Origin of the sequence: Comamonas sp. GB3 AK4-5 (genome assembly GCF_041320665.1) — a bacterium.
Taxonomy (GTDB): domain Bacteria; phylum Pseudomonadota; class Gammaproteobacteria; order Burkholderiales; family Burkholderiaceae_C; genus Comamonas.
In genome coordinates, this window is sequence record NZ_CP166730.1 from 4290963 (window position 1) to 4314565 (window position 23603).

Annotated in this window: 17 protein-coding genes and 1 other RNA gene; 13 read left to right on the plus strand and 5 right to left on the minus strand. The window is 64.6% G+C overall.

The window, feature by feature from the left end:
- The first annotated feature begins 51 nt into the window (after nt 1-51).
- Nucleotides 52-2526, plus strand: a complete 2475-nt coding sequence (locus tag ACA027_RS19185) for a TonB-dependent siderophore receptor (protein WP_370679784.1) — start codon at nt 52-54, stop codon at nt 2524-2526.
- 207 nt (nt 2527-2733) lie between these two features.
- Complete coding sequence (locus tag ACA027_RS19190; protein WP_370679785.1) at nt 2734-2856, plus strand: hypothetical protein; 123 nt, start codon at nt 2734-2736, stop codon at nt 2854-2856.
- Nucleotides 2857-2886: 30 nt separating this feature from the next.
- Here the strand turns inward: ACA027_RS19190 and rnpB are convergent.
- An RNA gene (gene rnpB / locus ACA027_RS19195) (RNase P RNA component class A) lies at nt 2887-3308 on the minus strand.
- Nucleotides 3309-3329: 21 nt separating this feature from the next.
- Complete coding sequence (locus tag ACA027_RS19200) at nt 3330-4127, minus strand: helix-turn-helix transcriptional regulator (RefSeq protein WP_370679786.1); 798 nt, start codon at nt 4125-4127, stop codon at nt 3330-3332.
- A gap of 379 nt (nt 4128-4506) precedes the next feature.
- Between ACA027_RS19200 and ACA027_RS19205 the strand changes: the two genes are divergently transcribed.
- Nucleotides 4507-5430 (plus strand): DMT family transporter, encoded by a 924-nt coding sequence (locus ACA027_RS19205; RefSeq protein ID WP_370679787.1) that lies wholly within the window; start codon nt 4507-4509, stop codon nt 5428-5430.
- Nucleotides 5431-5576: 146 nt separating this feature from the next.
- On the opposite strand, the gene ACA027_RS19210 is transcribed toward ACA027_RS19205, so the two are convergent.
- A complete protein-coding gene (locus tag ACA027_RS19210; RefSeq protein WP_370679788.1) occupies nt 5577-5744 on the minus strand; it encodes a hypothetical protein in 168 nt (55 codons plus the stop codon).
- Between the two features lie 218 nt (nt 5745-5962).
- Here ACA027_RS19210 and cysK point away from each other — a divergent pair, with 218 nt between their 5' ends.
- The 4 genes from cysK (at nt 5963) to ACA027_RS19230 (ending at nt 9114) form a co-directional block, all read left to right on the plus strand.
- Nucleotides 5963-6883 (plus strand): cysteine synthase A, encoded by a 921-nt coding sequence (cysK, locus tag ACA027_RS19215; RefSeq protein WP_370679789.1) that lies wholly within the window; start codon nt 5963-5965, stop codon nt 6881-6883.
- 216 nt (nt 6884-7099) lie between these two features.
- On the plus strand, nt 7100-7681 hold the full coding sequence (locus ACA027_RS19220) for a TetR/AcrR family transcriptional regulator (protein ID WP_370679790.1): 582 nt from the start codon (nt 7100-7102) through the stop codon (nt 7679-7681).
- 89 nt (nt 7682-7770) lie between these two features.
- Nucleotides 7771-8634 (plus strand): NAD(P)-dependent oxidoreductase, encoded by an 864-nt coding sequence (locus ACA027_RS19225; RefSeq protein WP_370679791.1) that lies wholly within the window; start codon nt 7771-7773, stop codon nt 8632-8634.
- A gap of 123 nt (nt 8635-8757) precedes the next feature.
- Nucleotides 8758-9114 carry a DsrE/DsrF/TusD sulfur relay family protein gene (locus ACA027_RS19230; protein WP_370679792.1) on the plus strand — a complete coding sequence of 119 codons (357 nt, stop codon included), beginning with the start codon at nt 8758-8760 and terminating at the stop codon, nt 9112-9114.
- A 222-nt stretch (nt 9115-9336) separates the two neighbouring features.
- Here the strand turns inward: ACA027_RS19230 and ACA027_RS19235 are convergent, their stop codons facing one another.
- Nucleotides 9337-9831 (minus strand): DUF3617 family protein, encoded by a 495-nt coding sequence (locus ACA027_RS19235; RefSeq protein WP_370679793.1) that lies wholly within the window; start codon nt 9829-9831, stop codon nt 9337-9339.
- A gap of 222 nt (nt 9832-10053) precedes the next feature.
- On the opposite strand from ACA027_RS19235, the gene ACA027_RS19240 reads away from it, so the two are divergent.
- The 3 genes from ACA027_RS19240 to ACA027_RS19250 all read left to right on the plus strand — a co-directional run bounded on the left by ACA027_RS19240 (nt 10054) and on the right by ACA027_RS19250 (nt 17125).
- The gene (locus tag ACA027_RS19240; protein WP_370679794.1) at nt 10054-11898 is read left to right on the plus strand and encodes an ABC transporter ATP-binding protein; all 1845 of its coding nucleotides are present in this window, start codon (nt 10054-10056) and stop codon (nt 11896-11898) included.
- A 542-nt stretch (nt 11899-12440) separates the two neighbouring features.
- Complete coding sequence (gene sbcD, locus ACA027_RS19245) at nt 12441-13694, plus strand: exonuclease subunit SbcD (protein ID WP_370679795.1); 1254 nt, start codon at nt 12441-12443, stop codon at nt 13692-13694.
- Nucleotides 13691-17125 carry an AAA family ATPase gene (locus ACA027_RS19250; protein ID WP_370679796.1) on the plus strand — a complete coding sequence of 1145 codons (3435 nt, stop codon included), beginning with the start codon at nt 13691-13693 and terminating at the stop codon, nt 17123-17125. Before sbcD ends, ACA027_RS19250 begins: the two co-directional genes overlap by 4 nt.
- On the opposite strand, the gene ACA027_RS19255 is transcribed toward ACA027_RS19250, so the two are convergent.
- Nucleotides 17122-18015: a DMT family transporter gene (locus ACA027_RS19255; protein WP_370682631.1), complete on the minus strand. Its 894-nt coding sequence runs from the start codon at nt 18013-18015 to the stop codon at nt 17122-17124. The two genes, ACA027_RS19250 and ACA027_RS19255, sit on opposite strands and share 4 nt — an antisense overlap.
- Before the next feature lie 494 nt (nt 18016-18509).
- On the opposite strand from ACA027_RS19255, the gene ACA027_RS19260 reads away from it, so the two are divergent.
- From ACA027_RS19260 to ACA027_RS19270, 3 genes are all read left to right on the plus strand, one after another.
- The gene (locus ACA027_RS19260; RefSeq protein WP_370679797.1) at nt 18510-20132 is read left to right on the plus strand and encodes a Re/Si-specific NAD(P)(+) transhydrogenase subunit alpha; all 1623 of its coding nucleotides are present in this window, start codon (nt 18510-18512) and stop codon (nt 20130-20132) included.
- A 24-nt stretch (nt 20133-20156) separates the two neighbouring features.
- Complete coding sequence (pntB, locus tag ACA027_RS19265; RefSeq protein ID WP_370679798.1) at nt 20157-21575, plus strand: Re/Si-specific NAD(P)(+) transhydrogenase subunit beta; 1419 nt, start codon at nt 20157-20159, stop codon at nt 21573-21575.
- A 209-nt stretch (nt 21576-21784) separates the two neighbouring features.
- Nucleotides 21785-23572, plus strand: coding sequence for an NAD(P)/FAD-dependent oxidoreductase (locus tag ACA027_RS19270; RefSeq protein ID WP_370679799.1), 1788 nt, complete (start codon nt 21785-21787; stop codon nt 23570-23572).
- Nucleotides 23573-23603 lie beyond the last annotated feature (31 nt).

A 23603-nucleotide genomic window follows, 5' to 3' on the forward strand; every position in this document is an offset into this window, starting at 1 on the left:
CCAACCCGGGATTGTCTCGGCCCAGGCCGAAGCCACCGCACAGGAGCCTCCATGTCTTCACCCTTTCCCCAGTCCAGCCTGCTTGCACGCCACCATGTGGCCGCAGCCGCCATTGCTCTGCTGGCCTTGCATGCCCCCTTGCCCGCGCTGGCACAAGGCGCTGCCGCCACGGACATGGCCGCCACGGCCGACTTTCACATTGCCGCCCAGCCCCTGGGCCAGGCACTGACCCAGCTGGCACGCCAGGCCGGCCTGCAGCTGCTGGTGGCCCCCGAGCTGGTACAGGAGCGCCGGGCGCCGGCCGTGGAAGGCCGCTTCACCACGGCGGTGGCCGTGGACCGACTGCTGCGTGGCAGCGGGCTGGAAGGCCATGTGAGCCAGGGCACGCTGGTGGTCGACAAGCCCGCCGGCACCAGCACCCTGCCCGAGGTCACGGTCTCCGCCGTGGGCGAAACCACGACCACCGAGGGCTCGGGCTCCTACACCACGGGGCTGATGAGCACCTCCACCAAGCTGCCGCTGTCGATACGTGAAACGCCCCAGTCGCTCACCGTGGTCACGCGCCAGAAGATGGACGACCAGGGCATGCTATCCATCGACGATGTGGCCAACAGCACCACCGGCGTCACCCTCAACCGCATCAGCGATGACCGCTCCAGCTATTACGCGCGCGGCTTTGCCATCGGCTCCTTCCTGCAGGATGGCGTGCCCATCTCCTATGAAGCCGATACCTCCACCTACGACACCATGGCCATGTACGACCATGTGGAGGTGGTGCGCGGCCCCACGGGGCTGATGACGGGCGTGGGCGATCCATCCGGCACCATCAACTTTGTGCGCAAGCGGGCACCGCGCGAGACCCAGCGCTCCCTCACCCTGCGCGGCGGCAGCTGGAACCAGGCCGTGGGCGAGCTCGACCTGGGCGGCGCCCTCAACGAAGACGGCTCGGCACGCGGGCGCGTGGTGGCCTCGCTGCAGTCGCGTGACCACTTCACCGATGGCTACAGCAGCAAGCGCCAGCTGCTCTACGGTACTGCCGAGCTGGACCTGGGCCGCGACACCACGCTGAGCGTGGGCGGCTCCTATGTCAACGAAGACAACCCCGGCTCCCAATGGATGGGCGTGCCCAGGGCCTTCGACGGCGCCCCCTTGCCCATCTCCCGGTCGCAGCGCTTTTCGCCCTCGTGGAGCAAATGGGACAAAAAAGAGGTCAGCCTCTTCGCCGACCTGGAACACCGCTTCGACAGCGGCTGGAAGGCCAGACTGGCCGCGCGGGCCCTTCAGGCCAAGTCAGCACTGGACGGCGCCTACCTAGTCTACGGGGGCATCGACCACCAGGGTCGCACACTCTACGACGTGGCAGGCGGCCCGTACGACTATGACAAAAAACAGCTCAGTCTCGACGCCTCGGCCCAGGGGCCTGTGCGCCTGTTCGGGCGCGAGCATGACCTGGCCTTTGGCATCAGCCGCCGCACCATACGCTGGAACGACCTGGGCTATAGCTACCTGTCTCCCAATGGCGACTGGCTGATCGCCGAGGGCGTGGACCCGCTGACCTGGAACCCCGATTCCCTGGACCGCTCCAGCCTGCTGGCCGAAGACCTGTGGTCACGCAAGCAGAAGACCACGCTGACCTCGGCCTACGCCACCGGCCGCTTTCTGCTGGCCGCACCCCTGAGCCTGATTGCCGGCGCCCGTCTGGACTGGTATGACTTCAGCAACTCCCAGCGCCAGGGCAGCTGGAGCAAGGACCGCGCGTTCAAGGAAAGCGCCCATGTCACGCCCTATGCGGCGCTGACCTATGACCTCAATGACACCTACTCGGTCTATGCCAGCTACACCAGCATCTTCCGCCCGCAGGATTACCTGGATGTCTCGGGCAGCATGCTGCCCCCGGTGGAAGGCCGCAACTTCGAGCTGGGCCTCAAGGGCAGCTATCTGCATGACCGCGTCAACCTGGCCATGGCCGTCTTCAACACCACGCAGGACAACCTGCCCCAGGCGATTGCCAACATTGCGTCATGCACGGTGCCGACCAATTGCTACCGCTCCGTGGGCAAGGTCAAAAGCCGGGGCGTGGATGTGGACATCAACGGCGAGATCTTGCCGCGCCTGAACGCCGGCCTGGGCTACACCTACACCCAGGCCAAGATCGCCGGCGAGAGCACGGATGGCAGCCATGGCGCGCCCTATGCCAGCCATACGCCCCGCCACCAGCTCAAGCTGTCGGCCATGTACCACCTGAGTGGAGATCTGGATGCCTGGCGTGTGGGCGGTGGCCTGCGCTACCAGAGCCGGACCACCTCGGAATCGACCACCCGTGCCGAGGGCTATGTCATGCGCCAGTCGGCCTATGCCGTGGCCGACCTGGTGGTGGGCTATCGCGTGAGCCGGCAACTGGACCTGCAGCTCAACATCAGCAACCTGTTCGACAAGCACTACTACCAGACCCTGGGCACCAACAACGGCGCCAACTACTTCGGCACGCCACGCAGGCTGCTGCTGAGCGCCAAGTACCAGTTCTGAGCGCGTGTTCAAAGTACGGTCGCAAACCGCTGTCCCCACAGGCTGGGGACAGTGGAGGCTGTCACAGCGGTAACCTGCCAAGTTGCAAAGTTCTTTTCAGTCGCGCAGCAAGCAGGCGCTTGCAAAAGCATAGCTGCCATCGCATACCCTGCATCCTCTCTCGAAGAAAAGGGCTTGCAGCTGAAGCCTGCATGCGCACAGGCAGCTATGGAAGTTGAAAAGTTCTTTTCAACCTCCACAAACACGCCCGCCAAGACCATCGTCCTCCTGGACGAAGACACGCAGCGGCTCAGGGCGCTGCGCTGGAAACAAAAACCGCGCTTTCAGTGACCGAAAGCGCGGTTTTGTGAGGCATTCAAAGTGTGAAGTCTGCCTATAAGCCGGATTCTGTGTACAGCGGTTTCCCGCTGCATGACCGCCATTACTCTGGGCCGGGTGTCGCCACCACGGCTCGATGCTACCTACCCGCACACTCCGGGGGCCCCGTCAACGTGTGCCTACTTGGTATTGCTGCGCGTAGAGATTGCCCGTTTCACCCAGGGCGCTACGTGCCCCGGGTGGCTATGTGCTTGCACAGCTTGCGCTGTGCGGCCCATAGAACACCCCAAACACACAGTTTGGTCGCCCTGACTCGTCTCTGTTGCTCTGATCCTCACCTCACGGTGGACAGCCGTTAGCTGCTACGCCGCCCTATGCAGTCCGGACGTTCCTCCAGTACGGTGTTTCCACCCGATGCAAGCATCGGCCTTTCGGCTAGTACCAGCGGCAGTCCAGCAAACTTCACGGCGCGCATTATCCCGCGTTCACAAAGCACTTGCACAGAACTCGCGCCGAAATTGTTCGGGCGACATATGGGCCTCGCGCTGGAACATGGCGATAAAGGCCGAGGGTGTGCCATAGCCCAGGTCGAAAGCGATCTGCTGCACGCTGTGCCCGGCCTGCAGGCCGTCAATGGCCTGCAGATAGCGCATGCGCTGGCGCCATTCACCCAGGCTCATGCCCAGCTCGCGCTGGCAGTGGCGGGCCAGGGTGCGCTCCGTCATGTGCACGCTGCTCGCCCATTCGGCCAGGCTGCGGTGGTCGTCGGGGGCCGCATACATGGCGTCCAGCACCTGGGCCAGGGCCGGGAGCTGGGCCGCAGGCAGATAGCCGCGTTCCACGGGCGTGGCCTGCAACTGGTCATAGAGCACGCGCGCCAGACGCAGGTCGGCCTCGCTGCGCGGAATGTGCAGATTGCGCGCGGCAAAGTCCGCCAAGATGGCCTTGACGATGGGGCTCATGCGCAACGAACAGGCCTTTGCGGGCATGGTCTGACTCAGCGCCGGCGTCAGATAGACCGCGCGGTAGACCACGGCCTGGCGCACATAGCAGCTGTGCACCATATTTGGTGGAATCCAGATGCCGTACTGCGGCGGCGACACCCAGCGCAGGTGCTCGGTGTCCATGCGCATGCTGCCGTGCAAGGCGTAGTTCAGATGCCCCCAGCTGTGGCTGTGCGGCGGCGCCTCGGTATGGGCGCCGAACTCGTCGTATCGAAAGAAATAATCGCCCTGCACATCCTCCACATCCTGGACGGGCATGAGCTGGTTGCGACGCTGCATATGAATGACTCCCCCAACAAAGGTCTGACTTGCGCTACGACTTGTCCGAAACAAGCTATGCAGTTCAAGTAAGACAGGTCCATCATAGCCAGCCTTAGAACGTGTGCAAGGTCTCTACGCAGTCGCGTTGGAGCGCAATCGGGATGAGTTCGAGTCGATGGGGCGCAGCTTGCACTCGTGTGCAGGCAAGCCACAGCGCGAAGAAATCGCCCGATTGCGCTCCAACCCTTCGGGCCAGTGGCTTTGCGGGCGGTCTACGGCGTTGCGAATCCTCGCAATAGCACAGCTATTGCTGCGGTATCGCGCCTTGTACCCCATCCCGCAAAGACACTGGCGCGCCGCGAGGAGACTTTGAACACGTTCTTACAGGAGTTGTTTCATGGGGTCTTATTTATTCCCGCTGCTGGCGGTGCTGATCTGGTCGGTCAACACCGTGGTCAGCAAGCTGGCGGCCGACAGCATTGGCGCGGCCGAGATCGGTTTTTTCCGCTGGGTCGTGGCGGCCGTGTTGTTCACGCCTTTCTTGCTGCGCTCGGTATGGCGTGAGCGCAGCTACATCCGCCCTCTGCTGCCCAAACTCATCGTGCTGGGCACCCTGGGCATGGTGATCTACCAAAGCCTGGCCTACTACGCGGCTCATATGACATCGGCCACGCACATGGGGCTGATCGGCTCACTCACGCCCATGATGGTGCTGGGTCTGTCCACCGTCATGCTGGGTCAGCGCCTGAGCTGGGGTGCCGTGGTGGGCTGCCTGCTGGCCGTTTTCGGCGTGGCCACCGTGGTGTCTTCGGGCGATCCGGCCAGCCTGCTGACCCAGGGCATCAACGGCGGTGATGTGCTGATGTTCATCGCCATGCTGGCCTATGCGGTCTACAACATTCTGCTCAAGCGCTGGCCCATGCCGCGCCTGGCCACGGTGCAGCTGCTGTATCTGCAAATCCTGGTGGCCGTGGCGGCCCAGCTGCCGCTGTATGTGCTCTCGCCCAAGATTGGACTGAATGCGGCCAATCTGCCACTGGTGGGCTTTGCCGGCATCATGGCCTCGATTGCCGCGCCCCTGCTGTGGATGATTTCGGTGGCCCGCATAGGCCCGGGGCGCTCCAGCATGTTCTTCAACCTGGTGCCCATCTTCACGGCCATGATTGCCTATGTGGCCCTCAGCGAGCCCCTGGCCGCCTACCACGCCGTGGGTGGTGTGCTGACCATTGCCGGCCTGCTGCTGGCCGAACTGTGGAAGCAGCCGCTGCGTGCGCCCCGCCCAGCCCCTCACACGGCAGAGCCCTGCGCCCCTTGCAAGTGAGGCGGCGCAGCAGCCTGGGGGCTTGCACGGCCCCGCGCGGGGAAAGAAAACGGGGAGTGCCGCATGGAATCAAAGGCGCTTGTATGCAGGCAGGAACGGGGCTACACAGCTCCGCCCAGAAAACGGCCTTCCCTGCCGCAGTGAACTCAGTCCAGCAGGCTGATGATGGTGCCACTCATCAGCGCCAGCAGCGCCACCACGGCCACCAGCATGGCCCAGGGGCCCCAGCGCCGGTCACGATAGGAAAAACCCACGAGCAGCAGCAGGCAGCTGGGCGCCAGGGCCCACAGAACGGGGTGGTAGTTCAGAAACATGGCCGCTTCTCCTTGCAGACTTTGCTGCAATGCATTGTCGGCGGCAAAGCGTAGAACTCTGCTCAGGCAAGCCCTATGTCTTGATGAAGATCAAGTACAGCCTGCGCAATCCCGCCGCCACGCAACAACATGGGCCCTGCATATCCATATAGCTGGCAGGCGGAACAAGTGCGCCACAATGGTTCACGGTCATTCCCCATCACCTTGCAGGAGCCACCATGAAATTCGACAACGTGCTGCAAACCATTGGCAACACGCCCAGCATCCACATCAACCGCCTGTTTGGTGCCGGCGCCAATGTCTGGATCAAGTCCGAGCGCAGCAACCCGGGCGGCTCCATCAAGGACCGCATTGCCCTGGCCATGGTGGAAGATGCCGAAAAATCCGGCGCCCTCCAGCCTGGTGGCGTGATCATCGAGCCCACCAGCGGCAACACCGGCGTGGGCCTGGCCCTGGTGGCTGCGGTCAAGGGCTACAAGCTGATTTTGGTGATGCCCGAGAGCATGAGCATAGAGCGCCGCCGTCTGATGCTGGCCTATGGCGCCAGCTTTGACCTGACGCCCAAGGAAAAAGGCATGAAGGGCGCCATCGCCCGCGCCCAGGAACTGGCCGAGCAGACCCCGGGCGCCTGGGTTCCCCAGCAGTTCGAGAACCCCGCCAATGTGGCCGCGCATGAAGCCACCACGGCCCAGGAAATCCTGGCCGACTTCCCCGAAGGCCTGGACGCCATCATCACCGGCGTGGGCACAGGCGGCCACCTGAGCGGCGTCGCCAAGGTGCTCAAGGCCAAGTTCCCGAATCTGAAGGTTTTTGCCGTGGAGCCCAGCGCTTCGCCTGTGATTTCTGGTGGACAACCTGCCCCCCACCCCATCCAGGGCATTGGCGCCGGCTTTGTGCCCAAGAACCTGGACACCAGCTTGCTCAATGGCGTGATCCAGGTGGAAGCCGAACCCGCCCGCGAGTACGCCCGCCGCATGGCACGCGAAGAAGGTCTGCTGGTGGGCATATCCTCCGGCGCCACCCTGGCCGCCATCGCCCAGAAACTGCCCGAGCTTCCCCCAGGCGCCAAGGTGCTGGGCTTTGCCTACGACACGGGCGAGCGCTATCTGTCGGTGGAAGGCTTTTTGCCTACGGCCTGAGTGCCCTGGGCACGGCCCCACACCGCTACACACCCTCTGCCAAGGCCTGCATCTGCAGGCCTTTTTTCATATGGATTACGCAGATGCCGGCCAGAGCGAAAGCCCGCCCTCTGCCTGAAATCCTCTTGGCCGGCCTGGATTTCCCCTTTACTTGACGACATCTGCGAATGGCTCACACAATTAAGGAACGATCATTCCAATTCACACTATTTATTTATGCGCGCCAAAGAATTCGAGCCCGACGAGATTGCCGATGCCGCCATGCAGGTGTTCTGGCAGCGCGGCTATGCCGCAACCTCGGTGCAGGATTTGGTGCAAGGCACAGGCTTGTCGCGCAGCAGCCTCTACAGCACTTTTGAGAGCAAACAAGGGCTTTACCAAAAGGCTTTGCAGCGCTATGCCGCCGTCACCACCAGCAATGTGGAGTTGCTGTCTGGCCCAGGTCTGCCGCAGGCATTGATCCGGCAATTGCTGGAGCAGGTGGCCCAAAGCGAATGCAGCGACCCACAACGGCGAGGCTGCCTGGTTGCCAATGCCTCATTGGAGCTCGGCGCCCATGACCCCGCCGTAGCCACCCTGGTGTCACAGAACTTTCAACGCCTGCAAAAAGCGCTGGAAAAGCTGATCCAGCGCGGACAGCAGGCCGGCGACATCCGCAGCACCCAGAGCCCGCGTGCACTGGCCCGTTTTTTGGTCAACACCATGCAAGGCATGCGGGTACTGGGAAAAGGCAGCCCCGCTTCACAGCGTCGTCAATGCCTGCAGGAGGTGGTGGATGTGGCACTGAGCACCTTGTAATCCTCGTACCGAAACATGGCGTATACGCAGGTTTCGGTTTTTCTTCACCCATTTCTGGAACGATCATTCCACAAAAACCAGGAGCTCCTATGCAGCAAGACCAGCAACCCACCATCGCCGTGCTCGGCACGGGTCTTATCGGCGCCCCCATGGCCCGCAATCTGCGCAAGCGCGGCTTTGCTGTACATGCCTGGAATCGCACACCTTCCAAAGCACAGGCGCTGGCCATAGACGGTGTTCAGGCATTCCACCACCCGCAAGATGCCGTGCGCAATGCAGACATCATCATGACCGTGCTCAACGATGGCGCCAGCGTCCACAGCGCCATGCAGGCTGCCGCACCCGCCGTGCGCCAAGGCGCCATCTGGCTGCAGGCCAGTACCGTTGGCATGGAGGCCATCGCCATGCTGGCCGAACAGGCCAGGCAACAAGGCCTGGTGTTTTACGACGCACCGGTACAGGGAACGCGCCAGCCTGCAGAACTGGCGCAGCTGATCATCCTGGCATCCGGCCCCCTGACACAGCGCAGCGCCGTGCAGCCAGTCTTCGATGCCATTGGCAAGCGCACCCTGTGGGTGGCGGAGCAAGCAGGAGCCAGCAGCCGCCTGAAGCTGGCGCTCAACAGCTGGGCCTTTGCCTTGACCCACGGGCTGGCGGAAAGCCTGGCCTTGGCAAAGGCCTTGGGAGTGGACCCGGCCCTGGTGGTGGATGTGGTCGCCAGCGGCCCCATGGACAGCGGTTATTTCCAGGCCAAGGCTGCTGCCATGCTGGCCGAGAACTACAGCACCAGTTTTTCCATTGCCAATGCGGCCAAGGACGCGCGCCTGGTCATGGAGGCTGCGGAACAAGCCGGGGTGCAATTGGATACGGCACAAGCAGGGCTGCGGCGCTTTGAGCGCGCCCTGACAGCAGGGCATGGCAGCAAGGACATGGCAGCAACCTACCTCGCATGACGGCCCAAGAGCGCATGCACATGTCCTCTACACTGACCAGCCGCTGATTCAGCGGCTTTTTTTGCGCCGTCCCTTAAAACGTGTTCACGATCTTATGGAATGCCGGCGCCGCGAGACAAACCCATGGCACAAAAAATCGTCTTCATCGTCCACGCCGCGCCCTATGGCAGCGAGCGTTGTCTGTCCGCCCTGCGCGTGGCCAACACCCTGTCCGGGCGCGACGACGCGCCCGAAGTCAAGCTGTTCCTGATGTCGGATGCCACCGTCGTTGGCCTGCCCCACCAACACGATGGTGCCGGCAGCGGCCTGCAGGCCCAGGTGGAACAGCTGATCGCGGCCGGCACCCACATTCGCCTGTGCCGCACCTGCGCACTGGCGCGTGGCCTGGCCGAGCTGACGCTGATTGAGGGCGTATCGATAGGCACGCTGCCCGAGCTGGGTGACTGGATCATGGCCGCCGACAAGGTCATCACGTTTTAAACGCTTCAAAAAACTGGCGCAGCCCAAGCCAGGCACCCGCACGCTGCGGCTGTTGTCCACTTGAGAGTCAGCATGCATCTCCCGCGGGGAGTTCTGTGATATTGCGAGGGCTGATGCTGGCCCTAGCCACACAAAACTGGCGCTACCCAGGCCAGCAGACAGCGAGCAAGGGCCGCCCCGCAGCGAGGCTGTCGTCCCCCTGGGGGGAAGCCGCAAAGCGGCTCAGGGGGGATTACATCCCCCCAAATAACGGTAGTCCTGCACCAGCAGCATGCGGGGGCCAGTGGCCCCCATCTGCAGCTGAGACTCTGCATGCAGGCGCTCCTTGGCGGGCCTGGTGAAGGTCATCACCGCCGGCAGAGAATCTTTCCCATCCCGATGGCAGCGCAGCTCCAGCTTCCCTTCGGTGGCCGTGTTCACAGGTAGCTGTACGCTGCAGATCTGCCCGGACTGGACCGTCTCCACCAGCTCCTGCAGATCACGGGTAATGGCCTGCGGGGTGATGCAGCCCTGCTCCGGCGCCTCATCAGACGAAGCCGGTTCGGTGCGGCTGCGCAGCTCCCACAGGCCCGATGGAATGTCCTGCAACACCTGAATCTGGGTCACAGCCCCGGCTTCAGCGGGTTGGGCCTGGGCCGAAAGCGCCAGCGCGCCACAGCCCAACCAGATGCTCCAACCCAGCCACTGTGATGGCTTGCTCTGCCCGTTTTTTCGCACGCACTACCTGCTTTCTTGTTCCAAGGTTTTTCCAGCGCCACCTGTTTGCGGCGCCGCGCGGCGCAGTATAGACAGCGGGAAACAGCGGTGTGCGTCTGGGCATGGACCGCAGCAGTGCGGAAGATGGCGGGCGGAATCCCCTGCCGCTGCCCGGGCATCTTGAGGCCGGCGCCTGCGCCGAGGCGCTCCATCTACCATAGACAGGCCAAGGAGTCCTGCATCGTGTTTGGTTTATTCGAAAAACAAATTTCCCCCTATCCGGCCACAGAGCCCCCCGTGCCACCCCAGGGCTTTTTTGCCTTTATCTGGGTTTGCACCCGGGGCATGCGCGGCTGGATTGCGCTGCTCACGCTGACCTCGGCCCTGCTGTCCGTGTACGAGGCTTTGCTGTTTGCCATCATGGGCCGCGTGGTGGATTGGCTGGGTACGGTCTCGCCCAGCAATTTCTGGGCCGAGCAACAGGGCACGGTGCTGGGCATTGCCGGTATCTTGCTGGGCAGCGGCCTGCTGCTGGCCTTGCACACCATCGTCATGCACCAGGTGCTGGCCATCAACTTTCCCATGCGGCTGCGCTGGGTGTTTCACAAGCTGATGCTGGGCCAGAGCATGTCGTTCTATGCCGACGAGTTTGCCGGCCGCATCACCACCAAGATCATGCAGACCGCGCTGTCGGTGCGTGAAGTGCTGTTCATGGTGGTGGACGTGCTGGTGGGCGTGGGCGTCTACATGATCGGCATTCTGATTCTGGCCGCCAGCTTCGAGTGGCGCATGATGATTCCGTTTGCGCTGTGGTTTGCCGCGTACACGGCGGCCTGTTGCTACTTTGTGCCGCGCCTGGGCAAGATAGGCAAGGACCAGGCCGATGCGCGCTCCATGATGACGGGCCGCGTGACCGATGCCTACACCAATATCGCCACCGTCAAGCTCTTCGCCCATACGCGCCGCGAGGCCGAATACGCCCGCAACGCCATGGAGGCCTTCAAGACCACGGGCTATGCGCAGATGCGCCTGGTCAGCCAGTTCGAGATCGCCAACCACCTGATGATTGCCCTGCTGCTGCTGGGCAGCGGCGGCACGGCGCTGTATCTGTGGACCCAGGGCCAGGCCTCTGCCGGCGTGGTGGCGGCCGTGATTGCCATGGCGCTGCGCCTGATGGGCTATTCCCACTGGGTGATGTGGCAAATGACGGGCCTGTTCGAGAACGTGGGCACCATCCAGGACGGCATCACCACGCTGACCAAGCCCCGCACCATCGTCGATGCACCCAACGCCCAGCCGCTGCAGGTCACCCAGGGCGCCATCGCCTTTGAAGACCTGCGCTTTGGCTACAAGGACGGTGGCAAGCAGGTGATCGATCAGCTGAACCTGCACATCCGCCCCGGCGAGCGCATCGGCCTGATCGGCCGCTCGGGTGCGGGCAAGTCCACCCTGGTCAATCTGCTGCTGCGCTTTCACGAGGCGCAGGGCGGGCGCATCACCATCGATGGCCAGGACATCCGCGCCGTGACACAGGACAGCCTGCGCAGCGCCATCGGCATGGTCACGCAAGACACCTCGCTCTTGCACCGCTCCATGCGCGACAACATCCTCTACGGCAGGCCCGATGCCAGCGAAGAAGAAATGCGCGCCGCCGCCCACAAGGCCGAGGCCTCGGACTTCATTGACACGCTGACCGACCTCAAGGGCCGCAGCGGCTATGACGCCCAGGTGGGCGAGCGCGGCGTCAAGCTCTCGGGCGGCCAGCGCCAGCGCGTGGCCATTGCCCGCGTGATGCTGAAAGACGCGCCCATCCTGCTGCTGGACGAAGCCACCAGCGCCCTGGACAGCGAGGTGGAAGCCGCCATCCAGCAAAGCCTGGACGGCCTCATGCACGGCAAGACGGTGATCGCCATTGCCCACCGCCTCTCCACCATTGCGGCCATGGACAGGCTCATCGTCATGGACCAGGGCCATATCGTCGAAGAAGGCACCCACCAGCAACTGCTGGCCAAGGGCGGCATCTACGCCAAGCTCTGGGCCCACCAAAGCGGTGGTTTCCTGGCCGAGGCGGATGACGCCACGGCCTGAAGCGGCTCTTTATCCACAGATATTGCCTGCCAACGCAGGCAATATCTGCATTGACAGCTTCGCTTTTCATAGCACCCGCATCTTCTTCCCGCCTGCATGGCGGGATTTTTTTGGCCTGCTGCAGGCGCTGGCCCGGCATCGATTCACGCCCGGCGGCCATGCACCAGCACCTCAGAACGTGTTCACGATCTCAATACCGCTGCCCTGGCGGTGGCCGACGGTCCCCGTCATAGTGGCCGTGATCATGCCCATGGGGCGGTGCAATGATGCAACCGGTCAACATCCAGCAGACGGCCAGGGCACCGGCCCATGCCAGCAGTCGTTGCTTACGCATAACGCTATCCTTTGATGAGCGGGGCAGCGAGCCCCGATGGCCTTCACCATGCCAGCAAGCCCTGTTCATAAACAGCCCATGGCGTAAGCGAAGTAACCGCATGTGCGCCTCTGGCTGCGGTGCAGAGCGGCCCGCACGCCCGTAGAGACCGCTACCATGGCGGTCACACCCGCCCGGGTGCAGCAGCCCTCTTTTTTCCGCTTCCCGCATGCGCATTCTTCACACCTCCGACTGGCATCTGGGCCAGCATTTCATGGGCCACAGCCGCCAGAGCGAACATGCAGCGCTGATAGCCTGGCTGCTGGAGCAGGTGCACGCCCAGGCCGTGGATGCCGTGCTGATTGCCGGCGACATCTTCGACACCGGCGCTCCTCCCAGCTATGCACGCGAGCTCTACCACCAGCTCATTGCCCGCCTGCACGGCGCCGGCGTGGCCTTGCTGCTGCTGGGGGGCAACCATGATTCCGTCAGCGTGCTGGGCGAAAGCCTGCCGCTGCTGCAGCATCTGCACACCACGGTGATCGCCAGCACCGGCGCGGCCGTGCAGCATGTGGTGGTGCTGCCGCAGCGCCGCCATGCAGACGGTGCCGACGGCGCGCCGGGCTGCATCGTCTGCGCCCTGCCCTTTATTCGCCCCCGCGATGTGCTGCTCAGCCAGGCCGGCCAGAGTGCACAAGACAAGCAGCTGGCCCTGCAAACTGCCATTCAGGAGACCTATGCCCAGGTCTATGCCGCCGCCCAGGCACGCCAGGCCGCGCTGGAGCAGTCCACGGGCCAGCGCCTGCCCATCATTGCCACCGGCCACCTGACCACGGTGGGTGCCAGCAGCAATGAGTCGGTGCGCGAAATCTATGTGGGCGCGCTGGAGGCCTTTCCCACCAAGGCCTTCCCTGCTGCCGACTACATCGCCCTGGGCCATATCCACCAGCCGCAAAAAGTGGGGGGGCTGGAACATATACGCTACTGCGGCTCGCCCATTGCCCTGGGCTTTGATGAGGCGCGCCAAACCAAGCAGGTGCTGCTGGTGGATGTGAACGCGCAGGGGCTGCAGGCCGTCACCTCACTGCCCGTGCCAGTGTTCCAGTCGCTGTTCAGCCTGCGCGGCACGCTGGAGAGCCTGCCCGCCGCCTTGCAAGAGGCCGCCAGCCAGGCCAGTGCGACCTGCCCGGCCTGGCTGGAAATCACCGTCGTCCAGGACGACTACCTGCCCGACCTGGCCGCCCGCCTGGACGCCATGACCCAGGGCCTGCCGCTGGAGGTGCTGCGCATCAAGCGCCAGCGCGGCAGCGCCGCCCCCCAGTTGGAGGCCGATGCCGGCGTCTCTTTGCAGGAGCTGGGCCCCCACGATGTGTTTGCCCGCCGCCTGGCCCAGGAGCAGCTGGATGACGCCCAGCAGCAAGCCTTGAGCGAACGCTACCGCGCCGTGCTGCACAGCCTGCAGGGCCAGGAGGATGCGGTATGAAGATACTGCGCCTGCGTCTGAAGAATCTGAACTCGCTGGCCGGGGAATGGAGCGTGGATTTCAGCTCCGGCCCGCTGGCCGACAACGGCCTGTTTGCCATCACCGGCCCCACGGGCGCCGGCAAGTCCACGCTGCTGGACGCCATCTGCCTGGCGCTGTACCACCAGACGCCACGGCTGTCCGCCATCAGCGCCAGCCAGAACGATTTGATGACCCGCCATACGGCCGACTGCCTGGCCGAGGTGGAGTTTGAATCCCAGGGCCGCAGCTACCGCGCCTTCTGGAGCCAGCGCCGTGCCCACGCCAGGCCCGACGGGGCACTGCAGCCCCCCAAGGTGGAGCTGGCCGAAATCACCGGCCCTGATGGCCAGGCCACCATTTTGGCCACCCACAGCCGGGACAAGCTGGAACGCATTGCCGCCCTCACCGGCCTGGACTTTGCGCGCTTCACCAAGTCCATGCTGCTGGCCCAGGGCGGCTTTGCCGCGTTTTTGAACGCCGGCGCCAATGACCGCGCCGAGCTGCTGGAAGAGCTCACCGGCACCGAGATTTACGGCCAGATTTCACAGGCCGTGTTCGAACGCGCCCGCGATGCCCGCCAGGCGCTGGAGCGCGCCCAGGCCCAGGCCGACGGCGTGCAACTGCTGGCCCCCGAAGACCGCGCGGCCCTGGAGGCCGGCAGCCAGCAGTTGCAGCAGGAGCTCACCACCACCCAGGACGCCTGCCGCCAAACCCAGACCCAGCTGCAATGGCTGCAGCAATGCGCACAGGCCACCCAGGCCGTGGCGCAAGCCACCCTGTCCGAGCAGCAGGCCCGCCAGGCCCAGGATGATGCCCAAGCCGCACTGCAACGCCTGGCGCTGGATGCACCCGCCCAAAGCCTGCAGCCGCTGCACAACAGCTGGCAGCAACGCCAGGCCGCGCATGCCCAGCAGCTGGATGCACTACAAAATCTGCAGCACAAGCAGCGCTCCACACAAGCGCTACAGGCTGGTTTACACCACCATGCCGCGCAGCTGACCGAGGCCGAGGCCGCTGCGGCCCAGCAGCGGCTGGCAGCCCTGCAAGCCAACATCAGCAAACACCAGACCTACCAGCAGCAGCATGCTGACCATGGCCAGCTGGGCGAGCAGCTGGGCAGCTGGCGCGCACAGCTGCAGCAGCGCCAGCAACTGCAGCAAGGCCAGGCCGAGCAGCAGACTGCAGCCCGGCAACTGGCAGCTGATGCCACAAGACTGCAAGCAGACCTTGACGCCCAACAGCAACAGCTGCAAGCCGCCACCCAGGCCCAGCAAACGGCCGACCAGACACTGCAAGACGCCCGAAGCGCACAGCAAACCCTGCTGGCACGGCACAGCGGCGAAGCATCGCTGGCCGCCTTGCGCCAGCGCTGGCAAAACGCGCAAGCCGATGTGGCGCGCCGCCAGCAGCTGTGCGAGCTGGCTGCCACCCGGCGTGAGCAGGCCCAGCAACTGAGGCAGCAGGCCTTGGCCCTGGAAGCCGGCGCAGCGGCCATCGCCCAGCAACATGACGCGCTGGGCGCGCTGCGCCAGCGCTACAGCGCACAGCGCTCCGTGGTGGCCGACAAGCGCCAGCTGCTCCAGCAGGAGCAGCGCATCCAAAGCCTGGAGGCCCACCGCCACGCCCTGCAGCCCGGCGAGGCCTGCCCGCTGTGCGGCGCACTGGAACACCCTGCCATTGCGGCCTACCAGGCCCTGGATGTCTCGGCCACGGAAACCGCACTGCAGGCCGCCGAGACCGAACTGGAGCAACTGAAGGAGCAAGGGGAAAACGGCAAGGCCGCCCTGGCTACAGCGCAAGAGCGGCACAGCACGCAGCAGGAGCAGCACCAGCAACTGCAGGCCGCCAGCGAACACAGCGCCCTGCAATGGCAAGCGCTGCAGCCAGAAGATGCAAGCGCATCGGACTGGCAGCAGCCCGCCCCCCTGGCCTCTGCGCTGCAGCAGGCCAAGGCCGAACAAGCCGCGCTGCAGACCGCGCTGCAACAGGCCGAGGATGGTGAGCGTGCCGTGCAAAACACCACGGCGGCCCACTACCAGGCCACCCAGGCGCAGCAAAGCGCGGCCCACCAGCACAGCAGCCTGCAACAAAGCCTGGGCGAGCTGCAAGCACACGCCCGGCAACAGCAACAAGCGCTGCAGCAGCACAGCGACGCGCTCGCTGCGCTGCACACGCAGTTGGAAACCAGCCTGGCCGACAGCGGCCATCTCCCGCCCGCGCCGGCCGACAGCGCAAGCTGGCTGGAGGCGCGCCAGCAGGAATGGCAGCGCTGGCAAACCAGCGTGCAAGCGCTGCAGCAACTGGCCCCCCAGCTGGCGCTGCAGCAGCAGGCCTGCGAGCAGGCCTTGCGCGAGGCCGCACAGTGGCAGCAGCGCAGCAGCGCCTTCCCGGCCAGTACGGCCTCCACGGGCGCGCTGCCTGCCACGCTGGCCGACTGCATCCAGGCGATGACCGAGCAGGCCCAGCAACTGGCCCAGCTGCAAGGCCAGATCAGCCAGGCCCAGGCCACGGCAAACACCGAGCAAGCCGCCGCCGCACAGGCCCAGGCCGCATGGCAGCAGGCCCTGGACGCCAGCCCCTTTGCTGACGCAGAGGCCTTTTTGCACGCCTGTCTGCCCGAGGCCGAGCGCACCCGCTTGCAGCAGCTGCAGCAGCAACTGGCTGCCAGCCTGCAGCGCGCCACGGCCTTGCTGGAGCAAGCCCACGCACAGCAGGCCCAGTTGCAAGCCCAGGCGCTGACCGATGCCCCCCAGGACGCCATGCAAACCCGGCTACAGGAGTTGGAAGCCCAGCGTGCCGCCCAGACCGAGCAACTGGGCGCAGCCCGCGCCCGCCTGCAGGACGATGACCGCTACCGCCAAGGCCAGCAGGCCTTGCTGGCACAGATCGCCGCACAGCAACAGGACAGCGAGCTGTGGCAACGGCTGAATGCGCTGATCGGTTCGGCCCAGGGCGACAAGTTCCGCAAGTTCGCCCAGGGGCTGACGCTGGACCATTTGCTGCACCTGGCCAACCAGCATCTGGCACGCCTGCATGGCCGCTATCTGCTGCGCCGCAAGCCCACGGGCGAGCTGGAGCTGGACATCGTGGACCGCTGGCAGGGCGATGTGGCACGCGACACGCGCACGCTCTCGGGCGGAGAGGCCTTTCTGGTCAGCCTGGCCCTGGCGCTGGCCCTGTCCGACCTGGTGAGCCACAAGACCTCGATCGACTCGTTGTTCCTGGACGAAGGCTTTGGCACCCTGGATGGCGACACCCTGGAAGTGGCCCTGGCCGCACTGGATGCGCTGAATGCCAGCGGCAAGATGATTGGCATCATCAGCCATGTGGAAGCGCTCAAGGAACGCATCCCTGCCCAGATCCGCGTGGAAAAAGGCGGCGGCATAGGCCATTCGCGGCTGGTGATCTAAGCGCCGCGGCGCTGGCTGCGCCACCATTCCAGCAGCCCCACCGTGACCCCGCTGGCGCAGATCACGCCAATGCCCAGCCAGGTCAGCGCATCGGGGAAATGCCCCCAGAACAACCAGCCCACCGTGGTGGCGCTGATGATCTGCAAATACACAAATGGCGCCAGCGTGGACGCCCCCGCGCTGCGGTAGGCCGCAATCTGCAGCAAATGGCCCAGGGCTCCGGTCAGCCCCATGGACAGCAGCAGGGCCCATTCCAGCGGCGACAGACCGCGCAGCACGGGCAGCGCTTCAGACCAGGCAAAAGGCAGGGTCAGCGTCAAGCCCAGCGTGCCCACAGCGCCACTCCAGATCAGCGAGGTGAAAGCGTCATCCGCTGCCACCCGCCGTGTGGTGATGAACTGGGCTGCAATGCAACAGGCCGTCAGCAGACCGAACACCACACCCAGCGGATGCAAGCCGCCACCGGGGCGGATGATGAGCAGCACTCCCGCAAACGCCACGGCGCAGGCCAGCCAGCGCGACAGGCGCGGCGGCTCCTTGAGCAACCAGGGGGCCAGCGCCAGCACCAGCAGCGGCGCCAGAAAATTGATGGCCGTGGCCTCGGCCTGGTGCAGATAGCTCAGCGTGGTGAAAAACATCAGCGTGGCCAGCAGCATGGACAGGCCGCGCGCCACCTGTTCGCGCGGGCGCCTGCTGCGCAGCACCGCCAGGCCGCGTTGCGGCAGCACCAGGGCCAACACCAGCACCAGGTGCACGGCGTAGCGAAACCACGACAGCACCAGCAGCGGCACGCCCACCCCCATCATCCATTTGCCACTGGCGTCCAGACAGGACAGCACCCACATCGACAGCACCAGCAGACCAATACCCAGCAGGGGGTGCTGGACCAATGCCTGTGTCGCGGTGCGCGCCGCACCGGTGGAGGAAGAAGAGCGAAATGGCACGATGGCTGCAATCTGAAAAAAAATGGGGGCCAGTTGGCCGCCGCAGATGATACGCAGGCAAGGTGTCGTAGGCTGTCTCCAACAAACGTGCACGCCGACAAATTTTCACGACACTGAGGCACAGACGCTGTGCATACCCCAAATGCTCCGCAGACATGCAGTTCCCAGCCCTCCATTCATGACTTGCGCATTGCTGAACCAAAATCAGAAACTTATGGACCTCAGCCTTCAAACTGGGCGTAAGAACACGCTCTAAGGGTTCTCCGTGGTGCACTTATGCGTACGGATTGATAAAAACGCACCCTTATCAGAGCAGCAAGCCTCGCCGTGTGGCGGGGCTTTGCGCCCCATCAAGTCCAAACACCCTTCTCTCCACAGCAGTGACCGCCAGAATGCTGTGAGCCGCCGAATCGATTTCAAAACTCCCGGAGACTTCTCCCATGTCTAGCAACCCCAGCCAAGCGCCGCAGCGCACTGGCGCCCAACGCATTGGCGTCCCCAGAGAAACCTTTGCGCTGGAAAAACGCGTGGCCACCGTCCCCGATGTGGTCGAAAAGCTCATCAAACTGGGCTTTGAGGTGTGCATCGAATCCGGCGCAGGCGCCGCCGCCAACTTCAGCGACGACACCTACCGCGCCGCCGGCGCCCAGGTGCTGCCCGATGCGGCCGCCGTCTGGGCCGCAGCCGACATCGTCTTCAAGGTGCGCTCGCCCTCCAGCGAAGAAGTCGCGTGGATGCGTGAGGGCCAGATCCTGATCGACTTCATCTGGCCCGCACAAAACCCCGAGCTGATGCAGCAACTGGCGGCCAAGAAGGTGACCGTGCTGGCCATCGACGCGCTGCCACGCACGCTCTCACGCGCCCAGAAAATGGATGCGCTGACCTCCATGGCGGGCGTCTCCGGCTACCGCGCCGTGATCGAGGCCGCCAATGCCTTTGGCCGCTATTTCAACGGCCAGATCACGGCTGCAGGCAAGGTGCCGCCGGCCAAGGTCTTCATCGCCGGTGCCGGTGTGGCCGGCCTGTCGGCCATCGGCACGGCAGCCAGCCTGGGCGCCATCGTGCGCGCCAATGACACCCGCGCCGAAGTGGCCGACCAGGTGGTCTCGCTGGGCGGCGAATTCGTCAAGGTCGACTACGAGGAAGAAGGCTCGGGCGGTGGCGGCTACGCCAAGGTCATGAGCGAAGGCTTTCAGGCCGCGCAGCGCCAGATGTATGCCCAGCAGGCCCGGGAGGTGGACATCATCATCACCACCGCCCTGATCCCCGGCAAGCCCGCGCCCAAGCTGATCACGGCCGAGATGGTGCAGAGCATGAAGCCCGGCAGCGTGATCGTGGACATGGCCGCCGAACAAGGCGGCAACTGCGAGCTGACCGTGCCCGGCGAGGCCGTGGAGCGCCATGGCGTGACGATCATCGGCTACACCGACCTGGCCTCGCGCCTGGCCAAGCAGTCGTCCACGCTGTACGCCACCAACCTGCTGCGCCTGACGGAGGAGCTGTGCAAGGCCAAGGATGGCCTGGCCTTGGTCAATATGGAAGACGATGCCATCCGCGGCCTGACGGTGGTCAAGGACGGTGCCATCACCTGGCCCGCACCGCCTATTGCGCAAGCGCCCAAGCCCGCCCCCAAGCCTGCGGCCGCGCCCATGGAGCAGAAAAAAGGCGGACATGGCCATGGCGCTACAGGACCGCTGCCCGCCAAGACCTTGACCATCATTTTTGCCGTGGCGGCCTTGGCCTTCTGGTTCATAGGCGCCTATGCACCTGCCGCCTTCCTGGGCCACTTCACGGTCTTTGTGCTGGCCTGCTTCATCGGCTACATGGTGGTGTGGAATGTGACACCGGCCCTGCACACACCGCTGATGAGCGTGACCAATGCCATCTCCAGCATCATCGCCATCGGCGCACTGGTGCAGATTGCCCCGCCGGAGACGGGCCTGGATGGCCGCCCTGACACGCTGATCCGCTGGTTGGCCTTTGCCGCACTGGTGCTCACCGCCGTCAATATGTTCGGCGGCTTTGCCGTCACACGCCGCATGCTGGCCATGTTCCGCAAATAAGAAGAACGCGTAAGAGAGAGCACCATGTCCCAAAGTCTCGCAACGGTGGCCTATCTGGGCGCCGCTATTTTGTTCATCCTCAGCCTGGGTGGACTGTCCAATCCCGAAACCTCGCGCCGCGGCAATCTGTTCGGCATGGTTGGCATGGCCCTGGCCGTGCTGGCCACGGTATTCGGCCCCCATGTCGGCCCCAGTGGCGTCGCCTGGATCGTCACGGCCCTGGTTCTCGGTGGTGGCATAGGCCTGTATGCCGCCAAGGTCGTGAAGATGACCCAGATGCCCGAACTGGTGGCCTTGATGCACAGCCTGGTCGGTCTGGCCGCCTGCCTGGTGGGTTTTGCCAGCTACGCCGACACCTCGCACCAGCTGCAAGGCGTGGAAAAAACCATCCATGAGGTGGAGATCTATATCGGCATCCTGATTGGTGCCGTGACCTTCTCCGGCTCCCTGATTGCCTTTGGCAAGCTCAACGGCAAGATCGGGGGCAAGCCCCTGCTGCTGCCTGCGCGCCACTGGCTGAATCTGCTGGCACTGCTGGTGGTGATCTGGTTCGGCCGCGCATTTTTGCAGGCCGAAACCGTGGAGCAAGGCATGCTGCCACTGGCGGTGATGACCACCATCGCCCTGCTGTTTGGCGTGCACATGGTCATGGCCATCGGCGGCGCCGATATGCCCGTCGTGGTCTCCATGCTCAACAGCTACTCCGGCTGGGCTGCTGCCGCCACGGGCTTTATGCTGAGCAACGACCTGTTGATCGTCACCGGCGCTCTGGTGGGTTCCTCGGGCGCCATCCTCTCCTACATCATGTGCCAGGCCATGAACCGCAACTTCATCAGCGTGATCGCGGGCGGCTTTGGCTCCGGCACCACGGCCAAGAAGAAGAGCGGCGACGCTGCCGCCAGCGAGCCCCAGGGCGAAGTCACGCCCATCAGCGCGGCAGAAACCGCCGAGCTGCTGCGCGACGCCAAGAGCGTCATCATCGTGCCCGGCTACGGCATGGCGGTGGCCCAGGCACAGCACACGGTCAACGACATCACCCGCACCCTGCGCGACAAGGGCGTGAACGTGCGCTTTGCCATCCACCCCGTGGCGGGCCGCATGCCGGGTCATATGAATGTGCTGCTGGCCGAGGCCAAGGTGCCCTATGACATCGTGATGGAGATGGACGAGATCAACGAAGACTTCCCCCAGGCCGACGTAGCCATGGTCATCGGCGCCAACGACATCGTCAACCCTGCGGCCCAGGATGACCCCAGCAGCCCCATCGCCGGCATGCCCGTGCTGGAAGTGTGGAAGGCCAAGCAGTCCATCGTGATGAAGCGCTCCATGGCCTCGGGCTATGCCGGCGTCGACAACCCGCTGTTCTACAAGGACAACAACCGCATGCTGTTTGGCGACGCCAAAAAAATGCTCGACGAGGTGCTGCTGGCGCTCAAGCGCTGATGCCCAGGGCCTGGACCGGGCGGAGTCCAGGCCTTTGTGGGGTGGGCCATGCACAAGGTGGCCCACCAGTCCAGAGGCCCCGCCACCCTCGCTCTCCACGGTATGGCCACCCCGGGTACCCGATGACGCCATATGGATGCCAGGGCCACGCCCGCTGCAATCGCTTCCGGCACGCTACCATGCCTGCCCTTGCTTGATAGGTACAAGCCATGATCCGGATTGCAGAACTCAAACTCCCTCTCTCGCAGGTGGGCTACCACCCCGAAAACCACAGCGAATACATCCCCACGGCCAAGCTCACGCAGCTGGCGGCCGAGCGCCTGGAAATCGCCCCCGCCGACATCGCCCAGCTGCAGGTGCACAAGCGCAGCTTTGACGCCCGCAAGAGCGCGCTGCTGGCGGTCTATATCGTCGACATCACACTGACCGACCCTGGGCAGGAAACCGCGCTGCTGGAGCGCTTTGCCGATCAGGCCCATGTGGGCCCCACGCCCGACATGGCCTGGAAGCCCGTGGGGCTGGCGCCTGCCCTGGCCGAGGGCGAACGCCCGGTGGTGGTGGGCTTTGGCCCCTGCGGCATTTTTGCGGCCCTGGTGCTGGCGCAAATGGGCTTCAAGCCCATCGTGCTGGAGCGCGGCAAACAGGTGCGCGAACGCACCAAAGACACCTGGCGCCTGTGGCGCCAGCGCGAGCTGACGCCCGAATCGAATGTGCAGTTTGGCGAAGGCGGGGCTGGCACCTTCTCGGACGGCAAGCTCTACAGCCAGATCAAGGACCCGCGCCACCTGAGCCGCAAGGTGATGACGGAGTTTGTGCAGCACGGCGCACCCGAAGAAATCCTCTACGCGGCCCACCCCCATATCGGCACCTTCAAGCTGGTGAAGGTGGTGGAGGGCATGCGCGAGGAAATCATCCGCCTGGGCGGCGAGATCCGCTTTTCCCAGCGCGTGACCGATGTGCAGATCGAAGGCACTGGCGAAGCGCGCCAGCTGGTCGGTCTGCAGGTGCAGGACCAGGCCACGGGCGCGCACTACCAGCTGCCCACCCGCCATGCCGTGATGGCCCTGGGCCACAGCGCGCGCGACAGCTTTGCCATGTTCTACGAGCGCGGCGTGGCCATGGAGGCCAAGCCCTTCTCGGTGGGTTTTCGCATCGAGCACCCGCAAAGCGTGATCGACCAGGCCCGCTGGGGCCGGCATGCCGGCCACCCCCTGCTGGGCGCCGCCGATTACAAGCTGGTCCACCACGCGGCCAATGGCCGCGCCGTCTACAGCTTTTGCATGTGCCCGGGCGGCACCGTGGTGGCTGCCACCAGCGAGCCCGAGCGCGTGGTCACCAATGGCATGAGCCAGTATTCGCGCGCCGAGCGCAATGCCAATGCCGGCATGGTCTGCGCCATTAGCCCAGAGGACTACCCCCGTGATGCCAAGAGCTTTGCCTGGGCGTTTGACGGCAAGACCTATGGGGTGGAAGACCTGCAGGATGGTGAATTCCATCCGCTGTCGGGCATCGTCTTTCAGCGCCAGCTGGAGTCCAAGGCCTTTTTGCTGGGCGGGCGCGACTACAGCGCACCGGGACAGTTGGTGGGTGACTTTGTCGCAGGCAAGGCCTCCACGGCCTTTGGCAAGGTGGAGCCCTCATACAAGCCCGGCATCCACCTGACCAATCTGCACCATGCTCTGCCGGCCTATGCCATCGAAGCCATGCGCGAAGCCCTGCCCGCCTTTGGCAAGAAGATGCATGACTACGACATGCATGACGCCGTGCTGACCGGCGTGGAAACGCGCACCTCTTCGCCGGTGAAGATCGGCCGTGGCGCCGACTTCCAGAGCGAAAACACGCGTGGCCTCTACCCTGCCGGTGAAGGCGCCAGCTATGCCGGCGGCATTTTGTCGGCCGGCGTGGATGGCATCAAGGTGGGTGAGGCCGTGGCCTGCGCCATGCTGGAGCTGCCCCTGCCCTCATCGGGGGTACGCGGCTCCGGCGGCGCGGCCTGATAGGGTCTAGTCTTCGACAGCGCCACACGAT